This is a genomic window from Luteolibacter sp. (genome assembly GCF_039920825.1).
Classification (GTDB): domain Bacteria; phylum Verrucomicrobiota; class Verrucomicrobiia; order Verrucomicrobiales; family Akkermansiaceae; genus Luteolibacter.
This window is the reverse complement of record NZ_JBDSCX010000036.1, coordinates 1-20,848: the sequence shown is the minus strand read 5'-3', so window position 1 is coordinate 20,848 and position 20,848 is coordinate 1. Positions and strand designations below refer to the sequence as shown.

General features: G+C 58.1%; 14 protein-coding genes. 6 read left to right on the top strand and 8 right to left on the bottom strand.

Features of this window, described 5'->3' with window-relative positions:
- From groEL to dnaK, 7 genes are all read right to left on the bottom strand, one after another.
- The coding region (gene groEL, locus ABIQ96_RS08920) for a chaperonin GroEL (RefSeq protein ID WP_348214223.1) at positions 1 to 976 on the bottom strand (976 nt) is incomplete at its 3' end.
- Positions 977 to 1,020: 44 nt separating this feature from the next.
- A complete protein-coding gene (locus ABIQ96_RS08915) occupies positions 1,021 to 1,311 on the bottom strand; it encodes a co-chaperone GroES (protein ID WP_348214222.1) in 291 nt (96 codons plus the stop codon).
- An 80-nt stretch (positions 1,312 to 1,391) separates the two neighbouring features.
- Positions 1,392 to 2,234, bottom strand: coding sequence for a DNA damage-inducible protein D (gene dinD / locus ABIQ96_RS08910; protein WP_348214221.1), 843 nt, complete (start codon positions 2,232 to 2,234; stop codon positions 1,392 to 1,394).
- A 16-nt stretch (positions 2,235 to 2,250) separates the two neighbouring features.
- A complete protein-coding gene (locus tag ABIQ96_RS08905; protein WP_348214220.1) occupies positions 2,251 to 2,391 on the bottom strand; it encodes a hypothetical protein in 141 nt (46 codons plus the stop codon).
- Between the two features lie 21 nt (positions 2,392 to 2,412).
- A complete protein-coding gene (locus ABIQ96_RS08900; RefSeq protein WP_348214219.1) occupies positions 2,413 to 2,670 on the bottom strand; it encodes an aspartyl-tRNA synthetase in 258 nt (85 codons plus the stop codon).
- 258 nt (positions 2,671 to 2,928) lie between these two features.
- Positions 2,929 to 3,492 (bottom strand): hypothetical protein, encoded by a 564-nt coding sequence (locus ABIQ96_RS08895; protein WP_348214218.1) that lies wholly within the window; start codon positions 3,490 to 3,492, stop codon positions 2,929 to 2,931.
- Positions 3,493 to 3,504: 12 nt separating this feature from the next.
- Positions 3,505 to 5,424, bottom strand: coding sequence for a molecular chaperone DnaK (dnaK, locus tag ABIQ96_RS08890; protein ID WP_348214217.1), 1,920 nt, complete (start codon positions 5,422 to 5,424; stop codon positions 3,505 to 3,507).
- 272 nt (positions 5,425 to 5,696) lie between these two features.
- Here dnaK and recJ point away from each other — a divergent pair, with 272 nt between their 5' ends.
- Both recJ and ABIQ96_RS08880 read left to right on the top strand, forming a co-directional pair.
- Entirely contained in the window at positions 5,697 to 7,397 is a 1,701-nt protein-coding gene (gene recJ / locus ABIQ96_RS08885; RefSeq protein ID WP_348214216.1) for a single-stranded-DNA-specific exonuclease RecJ, read from the top strand.
- 19 nt (positions 7,398 to 7,416) lie between these two features.
- A complete protein-coding gene (locus ABIQ96_RS08880) occupies positions 7,417 to 8,856 on the top strand; it encodes an HTTM domain-containing protein (protein WP_348214215.1) in 1,440 nt (479 codons plus the stop codon).
- A 171-nt stretch (positions 8,857 to 9,027) separates the two neighbouring features.
- On the opposite strand, the gene ABIQ96_RS08875 is transcribed toward ABIQ96_RS08880, so the two are convergent.
- Positions 9,028 to 15,204, bottom strand: a complete 6,177-nt coding sequence (locus ABIQ96_RS08875; RefSeq protein WP_348214214.1) for a hypothetical protein — start codon at positions 15,202 to 15,204, stop codon at positions 9,028 to 9,030.
- A gap of 307 nt (positions 15,205 to 15,511) precedes the next feature.
- Between ABIQ96_RS08875 and ABIQ96_RS08870 the strand changes: the two genes are divergently transcribed.
- The 4 genes from ABIQ96_RS08870 to ABIQ96_RS08855 all read left to right on the top strand — a co-directional run bounded on the left by ABIQ96_RS08870 (position 15,512) and on the right by ABIQ96_RS08855 (position 20,734).
- On the top strand, positions 15,512 to 17,185 hold the full coding sequence (locus ABIQ96_RS08870) for a serine hydroxymethyltransferase (RefSeq protein WP_348214213.1): 1,674 nt from the start codon (positions 15,512 to 15,514) through the stop codon (positions 17,183 to 17,185).
- A gap of 111 nt (positions 17,186 to 17,296) precedes the next feature.
- A complete protein-coding gene (gene zwf, locus ABIQ96_RS08865; RefSeq protein WP_348214212.1) occupies positions 17,297 to 18,826 on the top strand; it encodes a glucose-6-phosphate dehydrogenase in 1,530 nt (509 codons plus the stop codon).
- Positions 18,827 to 18,849: 23 nt separating this feature from the next.
- Positions 18,850 to 19,905, top strand: a complete 1,056-nt coding sequence (locus tag ABIQ96_RS08860; protein ID WP_348214211.1) for a glucose-6-phosphate dehydrogenase assembly protein OpcA — start codon at positions 18,850 to 18,852, stop codon at positions 19,903 to 19,905.
- A gap of 4 nt (positions 19,906 to 19,909) precedes the next feature.
- Entirely contained in the window at positions 19,910 to 20,734 is an 825-nt protein-coding gene (locus tag ABIQ96_RS08855; RefSeq protein WP_348214210.1) for a histidinol-phosphatase, read from the top strand.
- Positions 20,735 to 20,848: the final 114 nt, after the last annotated feature.

Below are 20,848 nucleotides of genomic sequence, written 5' to 3'. Positions count from 1 at the left end.
TGATGGTGATGCGCTTGGCTTCGCCGAGGTCGCTGAGTTCCACGGACTCCAGCTTGATGCCGAGGTCTTCGGTGATCACGCGGCCACCGGTGAGGATGGCGAGGTCTTCGAGCATGGCCTTGCGGCGGTCGCCGAAACCAGGAGCCTTGACAGCAGCGATGTTGAGGATGCCGCGGAGCTTGTTGACGACGAGGGTCGCGAGGGCTTCACCTTCGACGTCTTCGGCGATGATGAGGAGCGGACGGCCGGTCTTGGCAACCTTTTCAAGGAGAGGAAGCATGTCCTTGAGGGACGAGATCTTCTTCTCGTTGATGAGGATGTAAGCGCTCTCGAGGAAGGCTTCCATCGACTCGGGGTTGGTGACGAAATAAGGGCTGAGGTAGCCTTTGTCGAACTGCATGCCTTCGACGACTTCGAGGGTGGTTTCGATGCCCTTGGCTTCTTCAACGGTGATGGTTCCGTCCTTGCCGACCTTGTCCATGGCTTCGGCGATGATGCCACCGATTTCCGCATCGGAGTTGGCGGAGATGGAAGCGACTTGGGCGATTTCCTTGGCGTCGGAGACGGGCTTGGAAAGCACTTTCAGTTGGGCGACGATGGCTTCGGTGGCCTTCATGATGCCGCGTTGAAGCGAGATCGGGTTGGCGCCGGCGGTGACGTTGCGAAGGCCTTCCTTGTAGATGGCTTCGGCAAGTACGGTAGCGGTCGTAGTTCCGTCACCGGCAATGTCGGAAGTGCGGCTGGAAACCTCGCGGATCAGTTGGGCACCCATGTTTTCATATGGGCACTCAAGTTCGATTTCCTTGGCAACCGAGACACCGTCCTTGGTGATGGTTGGGGAACCGAATTTCTTATCGAGGATGACGTTGCGACCGGCTGGTCCGAGGGTTGCCTTGACGGCGCGGGCGAGTTTTTCCACACCGCGCAGGAGGGCCTGGCGTGCGGCTTCGTCGAATTGGAGTTGTTTGGCCATAATAGAGTTGATGGTTTATTGTTGAGAGTTGATAGAAATTTCAAGAATCAGCCGACGATGCCGAGGATGTCGGATTCGTTGATGATGAGGACTTCTTGTCCGTCGAGTTTGACTTCGGTGCCGCCGTATTTGGAGATGAGAACCTTGTCTCCGACCTTGACGGTGAACTCGATGAGAACACCCTTGTCGTCCTTGCCGCCGGTGCCGAGGCTGATGACTTCCGCTTCCTGCGGCTTTTCCTTGGCGGAGTCTGGAAGGACGATGCCACCGGAGCTGATTGCTTCCGCTTCGATGCGCTTGACGAGGACACGTTGTCCGAGTGGTTTGATGTTAGCCATAATGTTTGGTGTTGGTTTGGTTTTCTGTGAGAAAGCCACTCCGCGGATGCGAAGTGGAAAGTGTTTGGGAAAGAGAGTGGTTACTGGGAAGCGCCTTTGCGGGGAAGTTTCTTTTCTTCGGATTTCAGGCGGCGCTGGACCTTTTTGAGATCCTCGGCGGGAGGAAGATTTTCAGGAACGATGTTCCGTTCGCCTAACAAGCTCCGGACGTCCGTGTTGTTTTTGACGTGCTCGTGGGAGATGGCGCGCTCGGTATCCAAGCCATCGCGAGTGATGCTGAAGGTCGTGATTTCGTTGGCGAAGTCCTTGGCCTTGATCGTGATCGTGGGAAGGAAATCGGCCAGAGGACGATTGTCCGGAACGCCCAGGCGGTTTTTCATGTCCTGGGTGCTATTGCCACCGAAGAGCGCCTGATCGCCTTTGCTGCGGATGATGCCGAAACTCCGGTCGTCTTCGAGTTTCTCAAAAATGAGGCCCGAGAGCAGTTTCTCGGATTCGGTCAGTTTCTTGCGGGCTTGAAGGCGCTCGACCTCCGCGAGGCGAAGTTCGATGAGTTCCTGCCGCCGGGTCTGGAGGGCGAAGTAAGTCTGGCAAAACGCGATCTCATCCTTTGCCGGATCGCCGTTCTGGGCGATGAGGTAGCAGGCGTAGCGGGTGAGCATGAAATCCTTGATTTCACGCTGCCCGCCTTTGCCGAGAGCGATCATTTTACTGACCTCAGTAAAATGATCGGAAGCCTTATGGCCAGAGGTTTTGCAGGCCGTTGCAGCACTCTCCACCACCTTGCAGAAATTCTGCCAATTCGTGTAGCCGAGGACCGATTGGAGGTCACGCGCCAGCCAGAATTCCACACCGGATTCAAACTCGACTTGCACGAGTTTTTCCAATTGGGAAAGGAGTTGGGCGATGACCGATGGCTTCATGGGCGTGGGTTGAGGATCAATTTACTGACCTCAGTAAATTGATCGGAGGATGCACCATCCGCACATCCCACGCCGCCGCGAGACTGGCAACCGACTCCGGAGAGAGCGGGCGCAGCGCGGCGTGGCGGTGGTGTTTGGTGGTGAGGATTTGCGACATGGATATCTTCTGGAGGTTAACTCAACGACCGAGATTAGGACCTAAGTGATTGCCGAAAACACCTACCAACCGCCCCTCCCATCCTCCGTTGCCATAATCAAATGCGTAACGTGGGATGCGTTCGAGATCGGCAGCATCCAGTTGAATCACCATCGCCTTAGGATCAAATTGATTCTGAAGCTTCACCAGCAGACTCTGCCAACCTCCATCAGAAGCCGTATTTGGATTCTGACGAAATAGGAATTCTTTCTCGCTTTGGTTGAGAGTAAATTGAGTCATGTTTGAATTATGAATTGTTGATCAAAGCGCCTCGGGCGGGAGACAGAGAATAAAATCAAGCCAACTCAATCGTCGTCTCGAGCCGATTCTTTGCTTTCTCGGATTGGTTCGCTGCTGAACGATTTGCTGTTTGCGCCTTTGATCATCACGCTCTCGGGAAATGCGGGCAATGGAGCCAACGAATCCGTAGTAGTTTGCGGAGATACTGAACTACTTGTGGGCGTTGCTGGTTGATTATCTTGATCACTCATGGTTGATTTACGGTTGGGATGAGGTTTGACCTTGGCTCACTTTTTTTGACTCGTGGTATCTTGTGGAAATGAACCGCGGAGATGCCACCAGCAGCAACAGCACGGAAAGCACTCCTACTTTTGATGCTGAATTTAGAAGTTCACCTCGCTTTCGAAGAAGGGATAGATTTCGAGATGCTATCCCGCACCGCCGCTTGGCTGCTTGCTCCTCAAGATATGAATGGATTCCACCTTCGGGATAATCCATTGGCATTTTGCTGCACACGTCGACGACTTCCTGGGGATCTGGCATAATCTCCAGATGGGCCATCCAAAACATCGCGTAGAGGTGCAATGTCAAAGATACCAGAAGAAGTAGTAGGCCCGCCGAAAATGGACCATAGAAAAATGCCAAGTTACCATCGCTGTAATAGTGGGGAAACTTAGTTCCTACATAGAAGTAGCCAGTTCCCAAGAAAGCATACAGTGGAATCAGATTTCTAAAGCGATCTTGAAAAGAATCGATTTTTGAATAAGATCCATAAACCTCTTTGCTGTAGGCGCTAATCCAGCTGAGTGCTTCCTTGTTCATCGTTATTTGAGTTTAGTCCACGACTTCGGCATCGACGACCTTGCCTTTGGCTTGCTTCGGCTCGTTAGAGGCGGAAGCTTCGGCTGGCTCGACGTCGGGCATTTCGGCTCCACCTGCTCCGGCACCGGCTTTTTGGGCGGCTTCGGCGAGGGCTTGGAGGGAGCCTTCGAGATCGCTGACGGCGCTGTTGATGGTGTCAACGTTGTCGCTGGAGATCGCGTCTTTCACGGCTTGGATCTTGCCGTTGAGCATTTCCTTGAGTTCAGCCGGGGCGTTGTCGCCGAGTTCGGCGAGTTGTTTTTCAACGTTGAAGACGAGGTTGTCGGCCTTGTTCTTGGCATCGACTTTTTCAACGCGCTTCTTGTCTTCTTCGGCGTGGGACTCGGCGTCGCGCTTGGCTTGTTCAATCTCGTCCTTGGAAAGCCCGGAGGAACCTTGGATGGAGATTTTCTGTTCCTTGCCGGACTGCTTGTCCTTGGCGGAGACGTGGAGGATGCCGTTGGCGTCGATGTCGAAGGTGACTTCGATTTGCGGCTCACCACGGCGGGCCGGGGCGATGCCGTCGAGCTTGAAGTTTCCGAGCAATTTGTTGTCGGAGAACATCGGGCGCTCGCCTTGGCAGATGCGGATATCGACGGCGGGCTGGCTGTCGGAGGCGGTGGAGAAGATCTGGGACTTCTTGGCTGGAATGGTCGTGTTGCGCTCGATCATCGCGGTGGCGCGGGAGCCTTCCGTTTCGATGGAGAGGGTGAGCGGGCTGACGTCGAGGAGGAGCACGTCTTTGACATCGCCGCGGAGGACACCGCCTTGGATGGCCGCGCCGATGGCGACGACTTCATCCGGGTTGACGCCTTGGTGAGGAGTCTGACCAGCGAGTTCGCGGGCGATTTCGACAACTTTCGGCATGCGGGTCATGCCGCCGACGAGGACGAGTTCGTTGATTTGAGCGGCGGTGAGCCCAGCTTCCTTGAGGCAGTCTTTGACGGGCTTCTTGGTGCGCTCGAAAAGGGAATCGGTGAGCTGCTCGAGCTTCGACCGAGTGAGGGTGAGCTGGATGTGCTTCGGTCCGGTGGCATCGGCCGTGACGAAGGGCAGGCTGATGTCGTAGGACTGGGTGGAGGAAAGGGCGATTTTGGCTTTTTCGGCTTCCTCCTTGATGCGCTGGAGGGCGTCGGGTTGGCCGGAAAGGTCGATGCCTTGGTCCTTTTTGAACTCGCCGACGATCCACTGGATCAGCGCGTTGTCCCAGTCGTCACCGCCGAGGGAGGTGTCGCCGTCAGTGGCGAGGACTTCGAATACGCCATCGCCGATTTCGAGAACGGAGATGTCGAAGGTGCCGCCGCCGAGGTCATAGACGGCGATTTTTTCGTCGGACTTCTTGTCGAGGCCGTAAGCGAGGGCGGCTGCGGTCGGCTCGTTGATGATGCGAAGCACTTCGAGACCGGCGATTTCGCCAGCGGCCTTGGTGGCGTTGCGCTGGGAGTCGTTGAAATAGGCAGGAACCGTGATGACGGCCTGGGTGATTTTTTCACCAAGTTTGGCTTCGGCATCGGCCTTGAGCTTGCCCAGGACCATGGCGGCGATTTCCTGCGGGGAGTAAGTTTTCTTTTCGCCGGCCACTTCCACCTGGATGTGGGCGTCGCCATTGGCGGCGGCGACGATGGTGTAGGGCATGCGCTTGTCGGCATCCTTGAGTTCCGAGAACTTGCGACCGATCAGGCGCTTGGCGGAGAAAATGGTGTTTTGCGGATTCGTAACCGCTTGGCGTTTGGCGGCTTGGCCGACGAGGCGCTCGCCGTTTTTCGCGAATGCGACGACGGATGGGGTGGTGCGTGCGCCTTCCGAGTTTTCGAGGACGGTGGACTCGCCGCCTTCCATGACAGCCATACACGAGTTGGTGGTTCCGAGGTCGATTCCGAGGATTTTGGACATAAGATGGTTTCTTTCAGGTTTTGCCCGGTTGGGCGGTTATGATGCCCGCGCTTTCGCAGGGTTTGTGCCGTCGCGGCTTTGAAAAATCCATTTCGTTATGGATCAATAGATTATGAAATTTTTCAGGAAACCCTCCGTTCAAAATTCAGTAAATTTCGCGACAAGATGTCACACTTGCCCCATGCCAAAATGACGCGGTGGGCGCATTTGCACGCTTTTCGTTTCCGCTCTTGTGTCACACCTGCATCCGCCGATACGGTCCGCGTCACTTCATGCGAGCCCAGCCGTTCAAATGGATTGCGCGCGGAGAACCGTTTGAAAAACAGACCAACGGTTCGGTCAGCACGTTTCCTCCGATCCTTGAGCACCTGATCCGCCAACGAGGGCTTCCTCCCGGCGTCGATCTTGAGGGGTATCTGCGCCCGCGACTTAGGGATCTGGCGGACCCGTTTCTGATCCCGGACATGAAAATCGCCGTCGATCGGGTGTTCGAAGCCATCGACAAGGGGGAAAAAGTCTGCATTTACGGCGATTATGATGTCGATGGCGTGACCTCGATCACCTTGATGCGACGGATCCTGATCGCCTACGGCCTGACTCCGCGCTATTTCATCCCACGCCGCGGACCGGAAGGCTACGGACTGAGCACGGCGGCGCTGAAACGCTGCATGGAGGAAGGCCCGAAGCCGGATTTGTTGATCACGGTGGATTGCGGGACGGTTTCCATCAACGAAGTCGCCGCGCTGCGGGCGGACGGGATTGATGTGTTGATTGTCGATCACCACGAGCCGGATCCCGCCGGAAGGCCGGATTGCTGCGCGCTGGTGAACCCGAAATGCGGGACGGAATTCACCTATCTCTGCGCGGCGGGAGTCGTTTTCAAACTCGCCCACGCGATGATGAAAACCCGCCAGATCGATCTCGATCTCAAGGAGCTCATCGACCTCGTCGCCGTCGCCACCATTTCCGACATCGTCCCCATGGTCGGGGAAAACCGGCTCATGGTTCGCCACGGGCTGAAACATTTGCCAAGCACGCTGAACCCCGGCCTGCGCGCCCTCCAGGAAGTCACCGGTATGAACGGCAGCGCGACCTCGATGGATGTCGGCTTCCGCATCGGCCCGCGTCTCAATGCCGCCGGGCGGATGGATGTGCCGGAAGACGCCCTGGCAACCCTAACTACCGACTGCCGCCGCCTCGCTTACGATCTCGCTCAGAAACTTGATGCTTATAACAAGGAGCGCCAAACCCACGAAGGATTGATCCGCCGCGAAGCCGTGGAAATGCTGACGAAAGATTTCGATCCGACGCGCGATCCGGTGATCGTGCTCGGTTCGCGTTCTTGGCACCACGGCGTGGTCGGCATCGTCGCCTCGCGGTTGATGCGGCAATATCACAAGCCGACGTTCGTCATCGCGATCGACGAAGACGGTATAGGAAAGGGCTCGGGCCGTAGCATCGACGGGATTTCCTTGGTCGAAGCCATCCGCGCCTGTGAGGACGACCTCATCGCAGGCGGCGGTCACGCGATGGCCGCCGGGCTTTCGATCCACGAAGGGAAACTCGACGGATTCCGCACCCGTTTCGCGGATTACGTGATGAACAACACCAGCCCCGAGCAACGCCAGCCGAAGCTGATGTACGACGCGGAAATTTCGTTCGACCAGCTTTCGTTAGAGTTTCTTTCCAGCTACGATCTCCTCCAGCCCTTCGGCAGCGGAAATCCCCAGCCCGTCTTCATTTCCCGCAACATCGGCCTCAGCCGCCCGCCGCTGCACATGAAGAACAACCACCTGCGCTTCATGCTCCGCCAGGGCTATCACGAGCAGGACGCCGTCTTCTTCGGCGGTGGCGAGTATCCTCTTCCCGATCCACCGTGGGACATTGCGTTCACGATCGATCGGAACACGTTCCGCGGGCGTACGACGCTGCAACTCATCATTCAGGACGTGCGGGCTGCGGAAAGTCCCTGAATCCCCACTTTGCGCCTTGATGTATCGCGCCCGTTCCACCATCTGGAAACAAGCGGCCGAAATCAAAGCCTCTCTTTTCAATCGCGCTTTCGCGCCTGTGGACATCGCTCCGCTCGTGTGGTTTCGCGTGGTCTTCGGAGGCTTGATGTGCGCCGAGGTCTGGCGCTTTTTCTCCAACAATTCGATCGTCCCTTTCTTCGTCGAGCCACCATTCCTTTTCAAATACTATGGTTTCGAATGGGTTCGTCCGCTTCCTGAAGCCGAACTCAAGTTCCACTTCCTCCTGCTCGCGATTCTCTCACAGTTCATTCTTCTGGGCTTGTTTTACCGGGTGGCAACGACACTCTTTTTCATCGGCTTCACTTATGTTTTCCTTCTGGATGAGGCTCGTTATCTGAATCATTTCTATCTGATCTGCCTGTTCAGTTTCCTGCTGATTTTCGTCCCGGCTCACAGGGCTTTTTCGTTCGATGCCCTACGGCGGCCCCGGCTGCGGTCAGGCACCTGCCCGGCATGGGCGCCGTGGTTGTTGCGAAGCCAGCTCTGCATCGTGTTTTTTTTCGCAGGGATCGCCAAGATCAACGGAGACTGGCTCCACGCCCAGCCTCTGCGGATGTGGCTCGCCAAGCGCGCGGCCATGCCGGTGATCGGCCCGTATCTGGCCCAGGAGTGGACGGCGTGGGCGTTCAGCTACGGTGGCCTTTTTTTCGATCTGTTAATCGTTCCGTTTCTTCTATGGCCACGGACAAGATGGTGGGCATTTTCCGCGGTCGCCCTGTTTAACCTGGTCAACGGTTGGATTTTCCAAATCGGGATCTTCCCGTGGCTGACGCTCGGCGCGACGCTGATCCTGTTCGCGCCCAAACTGCCGCATCCGGTGCGAAGCCTTTGGACCTCGACGCTGCCGGCCCGCGAGATGACTCCGCGCCGCAAGCTCGTGATTTTGTCGCTGGCCGGCACCTATCTGGCCTTGCAGATCTTGATGCCCTTGCGCCATTGGCTCTATCCGGGGGCGGTGCAATGGACTGAGGAAGGTCACCGGTTTTCGTGGAGAATGAAGCTGCGGGACAAACAATCCGAACTGCGGTTGACTGCCCACGACCCCGTGTCAGCCAGCACTTGGAACGTCGATCTATCCGACTATATCAACCTTGAACAATACCTCGCGGCTTCCGGACAGCCCGACATGATTCTGCAACTCTGCCACCACGTCGCGGACGATTTCCGCCGGCACGGCTACCCCGACATCCAAATCCGGGCTCATGCTTCCGTTTCCCTGAACGGACGGACGGAACAACTCCTGATAGACCCCGATGTTGATTTGGCGGCCGAACCTCGAACTCTTTGGCACTCCAACTGGATCACACCACTGACTGTTTCTTTCGAATCCCCGCGGCGTGACGGCATCACTAACAAACCAGATTCTGGCCCCAAGGACATCGAATCGGTCGATCCATAAAACTCAGATACCCCCAAACCAACGCACGAATCTCACCGTCAAGATCCCCAGTGCGATGAAGGGGCAACCGCGGCACATCGAAGCCGTCGGAGGGCATGCGGTGCTCTAGCAAGACCTACACCATCGGATCAAGCAACGCAGTATGGCGATTCCCGCACCGGAGGCAGCGAATCAATGGGGCTTCAGGGTGAAAAAGCCTCTTCTCCCGCCCTCCGACGGTGCCTGGGGTTTCGCCTCGCTAACCGACATCGATACGACACTTCCCAGATCCGGGCTGTAGATGCCGCCGGGGCAGGCGAGCATCCCGAGTTCCGGTTGCCAAGCGCAGTCAGGATCGATCCAGCGGAGGCCGATGATGGAGCTGGTGGCACTGGACAGCGACCCCTCTCCGGTTAGGAAAATCGGCTTGCCCGATTCATCACAAGCGAAACGTTCGACCGCTGTCCCGGCGGCATTGGTGATCAAAGAGATCCGGTTCAACCCGCCCTTGTCGTAGCAGTCCTTCACCCAGCTTTGGATATTCTTTTCCGTATCGGAGGAAGCGCCGCCATGTGGGTAGTAGATCGTGCCGTTGCGGGTGGAAATGCACTGCCGGATGCCGTCGGCACAGACGAAGGTCATATCGGCGAGATTGTCGGTGCCGATTTCCTGGATGCAGAGCGAACTGTCGTAAGCGAATTTGATGATGATTTCGAGGTCTCCGGTTGTCGGGCTCAAGTGGAGTTCTTCATTCCGACGACCGTTAGCATTGTAGCCGTAACCGACCACAGCATGACCCGTGGAGTCATCGACCCGGACAACATGTCCTTCCGCATCATGCACAAACGTGAGTTGGCTGGTGCCTTTCTGGAAGGTCTGGATATTTCCATTCGGATCCCAAGTCAGGGAGCCGCCGGGCCAGGTGGAGTATTGGGACATCTGAAGGTCACCGGGCGGAAGCGAGGGATCCTGGGTGTAGGTGCCTTGAACGCCGTTCCGGATCTCCGAGATCCGTTTGCTGGCCTCAAGGACATAGATGTAACTCACCGAACTCTCAATCACAGGCGGCAAGGTGCCGGAGTCCGTCCGGCTGATCACGCAACTACTGATGTTTCCGAAAACATCCCGCGGCGTGACAGTGAGCCTGGTCTTTTGCTGCCCTTGAACGCTGAAACCGAGCGGGCAACTGCAAGTCCGCTGGTTGGCATCACGGCTTGTTAGCGCGTCCGACAGGATTGCGGAAGAGGGATCGGTGATCGTTTCACGGATGCAGGATCCGAACGAAAAGTCCTCGGTCCCTGCCGGGCTGACCTCGCCGTCACCGCGATAGCTGAAGGTGGTGGTGACGCCGTTGCGCTGGATGGAACGACAAACCTGATGGCCGAGGTAGTCGTAACTGACGACGGGCGGTGAGAGCACGACCCCGGTGGGCGTGACGCCGGAGACGGAAACCAGCTCGCCAAAGGCATTCCGGCTTTCCTGGAAGCGCTTGCCGTCCGGATAGAGGATGCCGGTACGGCCGCGGTGATTGAAAGTGCGGCTGACGGTGAGACCGTCCTGGGTCTCGCTGGTTTGATCGCCGCAGGAATCGTAGGTCGCGGTGACCGCGGATGTCCCCTGAACGCAGATGATTAGATTTCCGAGGCCGTCGTATAGCATGGTCTTCGGAGCCACGGCCACAATGCCGGATGGAACGTTCGTCCATTCGAGGGAAATTACCCGACCATTGAGATCGTGCGTTCGATTCTGAATCGTGCCGTCCGAAAAAGTCCCCTGGACTCTGATTCCAAGACTGTCGAAGGAGCAGGTTTCAAATGTGCCATCGGGACGATCCGTTCTGACACAACGACCGAGCGCGTCGTCGGTGTAAAGGGTTGGAAAACCGTGGGAGTCGGTGGTGTTGAGGAGTTCTCCGCAGCGCGCGAGCGAGGAGCCGATGACATCCGGATTACCGTCGCCATCAAAGTCGGCGGAGACCTGCGAGCTGAAAGGCCCTGCGGAGGAGGAACCATCGTAGACCGTGTGGATGACCAACCCGCCGGGCTCGGTTTCGGAAACGACGCGGGACAGTGAATCAAAAGCGGTATGGGTGGTGTTTCCCACGCCGTCGGTCGCCTGAACACCACGGCTGAGCGGGTCCAGAATCCTGCTGATGGTAAACGTCTTGGGCGGTGCGCCTGCGAGCGTGGAAAGGGCGGTCCAAGTGCTGGAGGTGACGCAGCCTTTTCCATCGAGCGTCAAGGCATAGTGCCCTGCCGAATGGGAGCGTCCTGTGAGACGCCCCGCGGTGTCATGGGTGCGGGTCTCCAAGGTATCGCCATTGCAACTGATCTGCTGAACGAGTCCTGCGGGAGAGCGATCAATGACGGTGACTTCCGTGACCGTAGGAGCCGTTGATCCCGGGCTGAAGCGCTCGACGGTGATGACGTCGTCTTCCGTCTCAACCTCGAAGAACAGACCCAAGTCTATCTGGCGGAGATTATTCCCACACTTGGTACGGTTGGCCTTCTCTTTCGCCTTCATCAGAGCGATGCCACCGCCGCCGGAGAAGCCACTTTTGCAGACACATCTCGCCAACAGCAGGTTGCTTTTTGAACCGACAACATCTTCGATTTCGCCGTAAAGCGAAGTCGTCACCGAGCCGTCATTTCCATAGGCATATTGGATTACGTTACCCATAGGATCAGTGATCGAGGAGAGGCGGTGGAAGCCATCGTGTGAGGAAAGTGTCTCCGAACTGGCAACTCCGGAGCCGAGAGTGGAGTAACTGACCCTGGCTCCGAGTTCGTCGTACAGGCATTCCGTCGTCACGGCACCGGGGGTTCCTAGGCCGCCTTCGATGCAGCGGTCCAGCAGGCCACGTTCGTTGTAGGTGAAATCGCAGAGCTGATCCGCGGGCCGGCTGCGGGAGGCACCCGGTATACTGATGCGGACCACTTCCCCAGCGCCGTTGAGTGTGACATCACACACATCGTAGCTGGCCAGATCCGTCGCTGCCGGAGCAAGTGCGCTCGGCGGTTGATTGACCGGGCGGACTTCCGTGGCGACTTGAACGAGATTGGCGCATTCATCGCGGACATAGAAAGTGCTGTAGACGGGGTTCGAGGAATCCAGCGAACCATCAGCCCCTCGGTTTTCGATATCATAACGCGCCGGACGTCCGGCACCATCGACAGTTAGATTCATCGATATGCGGCTCGGGCATGGCGGTGACTGGCCCTGGATGCAGGTGTCCGAAGAATTGTAGCCGTAAAGCCAGTCATGGCCGTTGGGGTCCACAACTCGGGAAACCCTGTTGAAGTCATCGCGCTCCAAGGAAGTCGTGAGGTGCAGGCCGCTGCTGTCCTGGATGACACTGCTGAGGAAGCCGGTCGCGGGATTGTAAACGCAGGTGTCCGTGAAGGAAGGGTCCGCGCCATTCAGCTCGGTGGAAGTGGTGAGCTGGCCGAGGGCGTTGTATTGATAGAGCTTGCCCCTGCCAGGCAGCGAACTGATGACGCTGGTGCAGTTTCCATGGACGTCATAGTCGCGGGTCGAGACCTGCCCATAGGCGCTGACGATGCGGACCGGACGAGCCGCACGAAAAGAGTCGTTTGAACCCCCGGTGTTCGTAACATTTAACGGATAGCTCACGGTGACGGAAGACGACGCGGCTGCAAACGAATCGGAATCATCATTGTCGGACCGAGCCACGACAATGCCGGCGATGGCTCCTGCGGTAATGCCTCCGGCCTGCGCACTCCTGAACTGCGGCCGATATTTGTTATGAAATGGAGTGTGACGTCCACCTTCCTCCTTTTTCAGAAACGCATAACCATCGTTGTCGGAATCCAAGTCATCGGCATCCACGAGTCCGCCGCCGATGGAAAACTGGGTTCCGCCATTATTTCCACATTTGACTTGGATCCCCTTGATCGGTCCACCGGGTATTGCGGCGATCGCGTCGGGACTCGGATTCCGTCCGCATTTCACTTGGATTCCCTTGATCGGACCGCCGGGGCAGAAGCTTTCCGGCGTGCCGAAATCGGGGAGATAATCGCAAGTCACCGTCCGGATTTCCCCACCGGGCGTCTGGAGCGTCATCACCCGCGGATTCGCACGCTCGCGCACCGGACAGTCTTTCCGGAAATCGCGATCATACGTGACGAGTTCCTGGCTGCCGTCCGGACGGGTGATGCGGGTGCAGCAACTGTCGGCATTGTAAGCACAGGTGGTTTCGAAATAGTCCGGATCGCTGACGTGGAGTTTGCCGGAAGGACGGTTGTCAACGGAAGTTACCGGCACACCCGGAATACAGAATCCGGTGTATTCCCGGACCGCGACCTCGCGGTGCAGGGCATCGAAATCCGTTTCCGTTAGGCGACCGACTTCATCAACTTCGAAAACAGTGTAGGCGCTGGCCGGTGAGGAATTCGGCGGATGGGCTTCGCGCTGGGCGATCCAAGGATGCCCGGTCGTGTGGCCACGGACATGGGTCACACAAGTGTCGTAATCGAGATCCGTCGGGCTGGTGGTAGGGGCGTAGGTGAAGGACTCCAACTGCCGGCCCGCGCCGTCGGTGAGAGCGAGCAGATTACCGTTGAGGTTCGGATCGGAGCTTCCGGTCGAGTAAGTGAAGGTAGTCGGCCCGGCCGCTGGCGGAGAGCTGGTGGTGCGGGGACAAGAAATTCCCTTGAGGTCGCCGGGGTTTCCGCCGACATCGCCGGATTTATAATAAGCATAGGAAACGAAACGGCCCTGCTGGTCGGAAACCTGGCTGAGAGCGCCCGACGAGCCGTAGGTCATCGTCAGGCTTTGTCCGAACTGGCTGCTCACACTCGCAAGTTTTCCCGCTTGGTTGTAGTCACAGGTGAGCGCGACATTGTTGGGATCGGCGATTCTGAAAATTTTCCCTGAAGCGGTAGGGTGGCTGAGGGAATTGAAAAGCCAGGTCCCCTTGTTCGCGAAGGTGAGCGTGAAGGTGTCGCCATCGAAGTGCCCCTCGCGGAACATGCCATCGCAGCGATAGGTGCCGTCGGCCTGGCGGCGGAAAATGTCGGAACGTCCGCCACCGTCATAAATTCTCACTTGGGCGGCACTCGAGCCCGCGGCTAACGGAACCGGCTGGATGGAAATATCGTAGCAGGCTTCCCAGTGGGACATCGCCGTACCACCACCGCCCATCGAGCGGTAGGTGTGAACCAGTTCGAGCGGCGGACCGACGGGAGTTTCCAGCGAAAGGGCGCAGAATTGAAAGGAAACCTCACCTGGCAGACCCGAGGGAGCCGGGGTGATGGCACCGGGTCCCATTTCCCGTTTCATCAGGTCCGGATGCTTGTAATGCGAATAACTGAGCTCCTTCACCAGTGCGCTTGAGCTGCCGGAATAGGGGGGCGTCACCGTGCGGGCGGAGGCCATATCGCCGCTCGCTTTATAAGAGTCGTAACCTTTTTTGCTCAGGAACGAGCTACCTGAGAATTCCGGATCGAGATCATCATAGCCGATTCCTCCGCCGGCGGCCGTCCGCTTCGCGCTGGTAGTCTTCTTCGGCTTCTTGTCGCCCGGCAGCCCCTTCTCGTTGATCGCCATGCCGAGCGGGGAATAATCGCTGTCATCGATATCGGAGGCACCCGGTGATGCGGCTCTCAATTTCACTTCCACTCCGTCGTTCCCCGAGCTGCCGATATTGCTAACCGTCAGCTTTGTTCCCTTCGGCTTCGCCTTCGAGGTTGGCGCTGCCGGCGGCAATGATGGCGGGGAATCGAGCGCCCGGCCCGTCGCCGTGACTTCCAGTGGCTGATTGAGCGTCAGGAGCACCGTCCCGGTTCCTGTCTGGATACTGACAACGGCCATCGAGGAGCCAGCGTCGAAGGCCCCGGAAACGATGGCCTGCCATATTCCATTTCCCAAGGCCGTGAGCGCGACCAAAACCGGAGCTTGCCCGGGGATCTCGATCACCAGGAAACTTCCGGCAGGAATGAGCTGGCCGGAAATTAACAACGTGCCGCCGCCCGTCGATAGCATCGGCGGGGAAATCGAAAACACCTCCGGCTGCGGCTGCGAAATTCGATAGAAGGCCTTCTGGGTCGTCGGCACGGGATCCAGCCACACCGCATCCGATCCGGGCGCTTCGACCAAGGCGACCTGCGCCCAGCCGCCGGTTCCACCGCTGGCCAGTGTGGTGGACTTTTCGATGGCGTATCGCACTCCCATCTCGCCCGGCCAACTCAAGCGCACCTGTTTGCCCGGCAATCCGGAGGCGAATTCCAAAAGCGGCGCGGCATCGGCCCCGTAGGCACGGAGGCCAGTCATGGAGACTAAAATGCTTACCAGCGCGAAGCCGCGTGAAATCTCACGGGCACGGTTCAATCGAACGAGGGTAGGGGTCATGACACGGGGGTTTTTCGGGGAGGAATTAAGACGCCGGGGAACGATCGACGCCATCGGGGGGGCAACTCCGTTAACGAAATAAACGCCCTCTCCAGTAACCCGTTCTTATGTTTCCGCGGTTTTACCGTCAACTCCCAAACAATTTCACTCGAATCCCCACGGGCGGCGCACTTGTGCAGTGCCTCGAGCAAGCCTTGGCACCGTCGAGTTGAAGGTGTCGGGAGCCGGAAACTTTCTCAGGAGGGAAATCGGCGAAATTTGCGGTTTGCAAGACGCCGTTCCCGGATTTCAATCCCGCCCCGTCCCCATGAGCCATCCTACCTTCCGCATTGCCATCGGAGCCGACCACGGCGCCGTCGATCTGAAAAACGCCGTCGTCGCCCACCTCAAGAAGGTGGGTCATGAGGTCACCGACTTCGGCACGCAGGGCCACGAGTCCGTCGATTATGCGGATTATGGCAACATCGTCGCCCGCAATGTGGCCGACGGCACTTACGATTTCGGCGTCCTCGCCTGCACCTCCGGCGTCGGCATGAGTATCGCCGCGAACCGCCACCGCCACGTCCGCGCGGCGAATGTCCGCACCGTTGAGGAAACGATCATCACCCGCGAACACAACGATACGAACGTCCTTTGCCTCGCCGGGAAATACACCGACGAAGCGACCGCCATCGCCATGGCCGACGCTTTTCTCGCCACCGCGTTCGAAGGCGGCCGCCATGAAGAGCGCGTTTGCAAATCCTCCGGCAGCCGGATCGCCGTGACGGATCCCGCGGTTTACAGCGCGATCACCGCGGAGGAACACCGCCAGCGAAACAACATCGAGCTGATCGCATCGGAAAATTTCACCTCACCCGCCGTCATGGAGGCCCAAGGCTCGGTCCTGACTAACAAGTATGCGGAAGGCTATCCCGGCAAACGCTGGTATGGAGGTTGTGAAAACGTCGATGTCGTCGAGCAGCTCGCCATCGACCGCGCGAAGCAGCTTTTCGGAGCGGAACACGCGAACGTCCAGCCGCACTCCGGCTCCCAGGCAAACACCGCCGTTTATTTCTCCGTGCTGAAGCCGGGCGACAAGATTTTCACCATGGACCTCGCCCACGGCGGTCACCTCACCCACGGCCACAAGGCGAATTTCTCCGGCCGTTTCTATGCGGTCACGCACTACGGCGTTTCTCCCGACGACGAGCGCATCAACTACGACGAGCTCGAAAAAACCGCCCGCGAACTCAAGCCCGCGCTGATCACCGTCGGCGCATCAGCCTACTCGCGGATCATCGATTTCGAACGCATGGGTAAACTTGCTAGAGAAGTCGGCGCTTACCTGTTCGTCGATATGGCGCACATCGCCGGCCTCGTCGCCGCCGGTCTGCATCCGAGCCCGTTTCCTCATGCGGATTTCGTCACCTCCACCACCCACAAGTCCCTACGCGGACCACGCGGCGGCATCATTCTTTGCAAAGAGGAGTTCGCGAAAAAAATCGATTCGCAAGTGTTCCCCGGCATCCAAGGCGGACCGCTCATGCACGTCATCGCCGCCAAGGCCATCTGCTTCGGTGAGGCGCTCAAGCCGGAGTTCAAGGAATACTCGGCGCAAATCATCAAGAACGCCCAAGCCATCGCCGCGCGCCTCACGCACCACGGTTTCCGCATCTGCTCCGGCGGCACGGACAACCACGTCATGCTCGTGGACCTTCGCAATAAGAACCTCAACGGCACCGACGCTTCACACGCCCTCGACGAAGCGGGCATCACGGTGAACAAGAACGGCATCCCCTTCGACACCGGCAGCCCGATGAAGCCCAGCGGCATCCGCATCGGCACCCCAGCCGTCACCACGCGTGGCATGAAGGAAAAGGACGTCGAGCAAGTAGCCGATTTCATCCACGAAGCCTTGTCCGACCACACCAACGTCGCCAAACTCCACGCGATCCGCGAGCGGGTATTCGCATTCAACCGCGCCTTCCCGCTGCCGTGGTGAGAAGAGGTTGATGGTCCACGGTTGATGGTTGATAGAAAGACCAAGGGTCCGACTTCTGCTTTTCTTCCTCTTCACTATCAACTTTCAACTTTCAACCATCAACTTCTCCCAATGAATCCCTTCCGCGAAGACCTCGTTTCCCGCTCACGCGCCGAGCCCTGCAGCATCGTCATCTTCGGTGCCACCGGCGACCTGACGCACCGCAAGCTCATCCCCGCGCTCTACAATCTCGCGGTGGATGGCGAGCTGCCGACGGGTGTGAAAATCATTGGTTTCGCCCGGCGCGAAAAATCCGATGCCGAGTTCCGCGAAGGCTTGGAGCTACTGAACAAAAAGGTTTCCCGCTCCGGTCAGGATCCGGCGATCTGGGGACCATTCATCGAAACGGTTAGCTACCATACTTCCGAGTTCACCGATCCCGCAGGCTACAAAAGTCTCGCCGACAAGCTGGACGCCATCGACGCCGAACGCGGCGGCAAGGGCAACCGGCTTTTCTACATCGCGTCAGCGCCTGAGTTCTTCGATGAAATCCTGATCGCCCTGAAGAACGCCGGACTCAACGAAGCGAAACCCGGCTGCTGGTCGCGCGTCATCGTCGAGAAACCTTTCGGCACCGATCTCGCCACCGCAAAGCATTTGAACCAGGTCGTCAACGAGACCTTCCACGAAAGCGACACCTACCGGATCGACCACTATCTCGGCAAGGAAACCGCGCAGAACCTGATGGTGCTGCGTTTCGCCAACTCGATTTTCGAACCGCTCTGGAACAGCAAATACATCAGCCACATCCAGATCACCTGCGCCGAAAACCTCGGCATGGAAGGCGGCCGTGGCGGCTACTATGAAAGTGCCGGCGCGCTGCGCGACATGGTGCAAAACCACCTTCTCCAGCTCCTCAGCCTCGTCGCGATGGAGCCACCGACTGACCTATCAGCCGACGGCGTGCGCGATGAGAAAGTGAAAGTCATCCGCTCGCTGCGCCAGTGGGACACACCGGAAAAAGTCGCGAAGAATGTCGTCCGTGGTCAATACACCGCAGGTTACATTGATGGAAATGCCGTCCCCGGCTACCGAGAAGAAGACCGCGTCTCTCCGGAATCCGACACCGAAGCCTACGTCGCGGTTAGACTCCTGATCGACACCTGGCGCTGGAGCGGCGTTCCGTTCTACATCCGGATGGGCAAGCGTCTGCCGAAGAAGTCCACCGAGATTTCCGTGCACTTCAAGGACGCTCCTTGCGTGCTTTTCAATGCGCTTCCCGGAGGCGTTCCCGGCGGCAACGTGCTCGTCATCCGCATCCAGCCGGACGAGGGAATCTCACTCCGCATGGTTTCGAAAATTCCCGGTACCAGCCTCCGTCTCGAGCCGGTGAAAATGGATTTCCACTACGCCACCAGTTTCGGCAAAGGCAGTCCGGAAGCTTATGAACGACTTCTGCTAGACGCCATTGCCGGCGACGCCACACTCTTCGCCCGCCGCGACGAAGTGGAGGAGGCATGGAAATTCATCGACCACATCGAGCACGCCTGGCACCAGTCGGACAACCCGCCGCCGATGGCCGAGTTCGTAGCCGGTTCCTGGGGCCCGCGCGAGGCCGACCAGCTTCTCCAGCAGGACGGAAACCAGTGGCGCCGCCTTTGATCCAGCCTTAAACTTGAAATTCCATGGCTGTTGATTCCATCCCTGAAGTCTGCCCCGAGCTTGGAATCGAGGTTCCCGTTGCCGCCATCGACCGCGAGTTGCGGAAGTTGTGGGAGCAGGACGAAGCCCAGACCAACGCGTCTTTGATGAACCTGGTGGTGTTTTCGGAAAAATCCGGGGCGCTGATCGAGAACTCACACATCGTCCGTGATCTCACCCGTGAGCACGCTTGCCGGGCGATCCTCGTGGAAATCGACAGCACCGCGCCACCCAGCCTGCGGGCGTGGATCACGGCACATTGCCACCTGGCCGATGGTCGGAAATCCGTCTGCTGCGAGCAAATTTCCTTCTACCTAACTGGACGCGTCACCGGGCGTTTCCGAAACACGGTTTTCGCCCATCTCAATTCCGACCTGCCGCTGATCTTCTGGTGGCAGGGCGAGCTTTCGGAAATTCTCACCGAGCGACTTGTCAGCGTGATGGACCGATTCATCATCGACAGCTCGTCATGGAAGGATCCGGCGGCATCGTTTGCGATCATCGAGGAATGCTCGCAGGCGAATCCGGATCTCGTCATTCAGGATCACGCTTGGACGCGCTCCTGGCAGTTCCGCGTGGGCATCGCCGGCCTCTTCGATGATCCCGCCGCGCAGGAAGCTCTCCCGGAGATTCACTCGGTGGAAATTTCCTATCATCCCGACCACCGCAATACCGCGCTGCAAGTGCTCGCCTGGCTTGCGGTGCAGGCAGGTTGGAAGGACAGGCAAGCAGCCGAACCATTTGCATTGGAATCCACATCCGGCGTTCCAATTTCCGTCAAACTGACTTCCGATGCTTCCGGTCCACCCCTCTCATCGGTGATCATCCATGCGAAAAACACCACCGTCAGCGTAAGCCAGAAGGCGGGAGCCTCCCACGTCGAACGTCATGTGGAAACCGCCGCTTACAAGGCGACGTCCCTTTCGCCGATCGATCCCGTATCGCCTGCCGATCTCGTCGGCGTACAGCTCTCCCGTGGCGGGAAGAACTCGCTCTACCAGAAAATTCTACCGCGCTTCCGGGCAATGCTGAAAGGCTGACGAGATGTCCGCGCCGGTTCTTTACGAATCCCACTGCCACACGCCGCTGTGCAAGCATGCGTTCGGCGAACCGGACGAATACGCCGCTGTCGCGCTGGCCCGTGGATTCAAGGGCATCACCTTCACCTGCCATTGCCCGCTGCCGGACGGATTCTCCTCCAGCGTGCGGATGGACCCGGAGCAATACGACGACTACGTCGCAATGATCGCCGCAACGCGCGAGGCGTTCGCCGGAAGACTCGACGTCCGGCTCGGACTGGAAAGCGATTTCTATCCGGGAGTGGAACCTTGGCTGGAAAAACTCCACGCCCGCGTGCCCCTCAGCCACGTGCTGGGATCGGTTCACTATCAGGTCTCGGACTACCGGAAGATTTACTACAAGGGTGACGTTTTCGCCTATCAGCAGCTCTACTACGAACACCTCGCCCTCTCGGCGGAAACCGGACTCTATGACACTCTCGCTCATCCGGACCTGATCAAAAACGAATCCCCCGCCGATTGGGATTTCGAACGGATGCGGCCTTTCATCGAGCGATCACTTGATCGCATCGCTGCGACGGATATCGCGATGGAACTCAATACCAGCGGTGTGAAGAAAACCCTGCCGGAAATGAATCCCTCCCCATCGCAGCTTCTTTTGATGCGCGAACGTAACATCCCCGTCGTCATCGGTGCGGATGCACACACTCCCCAACGCGTGGGCGATGGCTACGTCAAAGCTCTGAATCTTCTGCTAGATACCGGATATTCCGAAGTCAGCTTCTTCATCGACCGCCAGCGCCAGAGCGTGCCGATCCAAGTCGCCTTGGATTCTTTGCACGTAGTTTAACCCTTTAGGGCAATGCCTTTAAGGATTCGTGAAGATGATGGTTTTCAGGAGGGGTCTTGAGCTGGCGATTTTTGTCTTGGGCCAGTCTTTGATTGGTTGTCTCAGCGTTCGCGG

Bases quoted from the DNA above. Each gene is read 5' to 3' on its own strand.
- ABIQ96_RS08895 (WP_348214218.1), bottom strand. From the start codon at position 3,492: ATGAACAAGGAAGCACTCAGCTGGATTAGCGCCTACAGCAAAGAGGTT.
- dnaK (WP_348214217.1), bottom strand. From the start codon at position 5,424: ATGTCCAAAATCCTCGGAATCGACCTCGGAACCACCAACTCGTGTATG.
- ABIQ96_RS08900 (WP_348214219.1), bottom strand. From the start codon at position 2,670: ATGACTCAATTTACTCTCAACCAAAGCGAGAAAGAATTCCTATTTCGT.
- recJ (WP_348214216.1), top strand. From the start codon at position 5,697: ATGCGAGCCCAGCCGTTCAAATGGATTGCGCGCGGAGAACCGTTTGAA.
- ABIQ96_RS08875 (WP_348214214.1), bottom strand. From the start codon at position 15,204: ATGACCCCTACCCTCGTTCGATTGAACCGTGCCCGTGAGATTTCACGC.
- ABIQ96_RS08855 (WP_348214210.1), top strand. From the start codon at position 19,910: ATGTCCGCGCCGGTTCTTTACGAATCCCACTGCCACACGCCGCTGTGC.
- zwf (WP_348214212.1), top strand. From the start codon at position 17,297: ATGAATCCCTTCCGCGAAGACCTCGTTTCCCGCTCACGCGCCGAGCCC.
- ABIQ96_RS08860 (WP_348214211.1), top strand. From the start codon at position 18,850: ATGGCTGTTGATTCCATCCCTGAAGTCTGCCCCGAGCTTGGAATCGAG.
- ABIQ96_RS08870 (WP_348214213.1), top strand. From the start codon at position 15,512: ATGAGCCATCCTACCTTCCGCATTGCCATCGGAGCCGACCACGGCGCC.
- ABIQ96_RS08915 (WP_348214222.1), bottom strand. From the start codon at position 1,311: ATGGCTAACATCAAACCACTCGGACAACGTGTCCTCGTCAAGCGCATC.
- ABIQ96_RS08880 (WP_348214215.1), top strand. From the start codon at position 7,417: ATGTATCGCGCCCGTTCCACCATCTGGAAACAAGCGGCCGAAATCAAA.
- ABIQ96_RS08905 (WP_348214220.1), bottom strand. From the start codon at position 2,391: ATGTCGCAAATCCTCACCACCAAACACCACCGCCACGCCGCGCTGCGC.
- dinD (WP_348214221.1), bottom strand. From the start codon at position 2,234: ATGAAGCCATCGGTCATCGCCCAACTCCTTTCCCAATTGGAAAAACTC.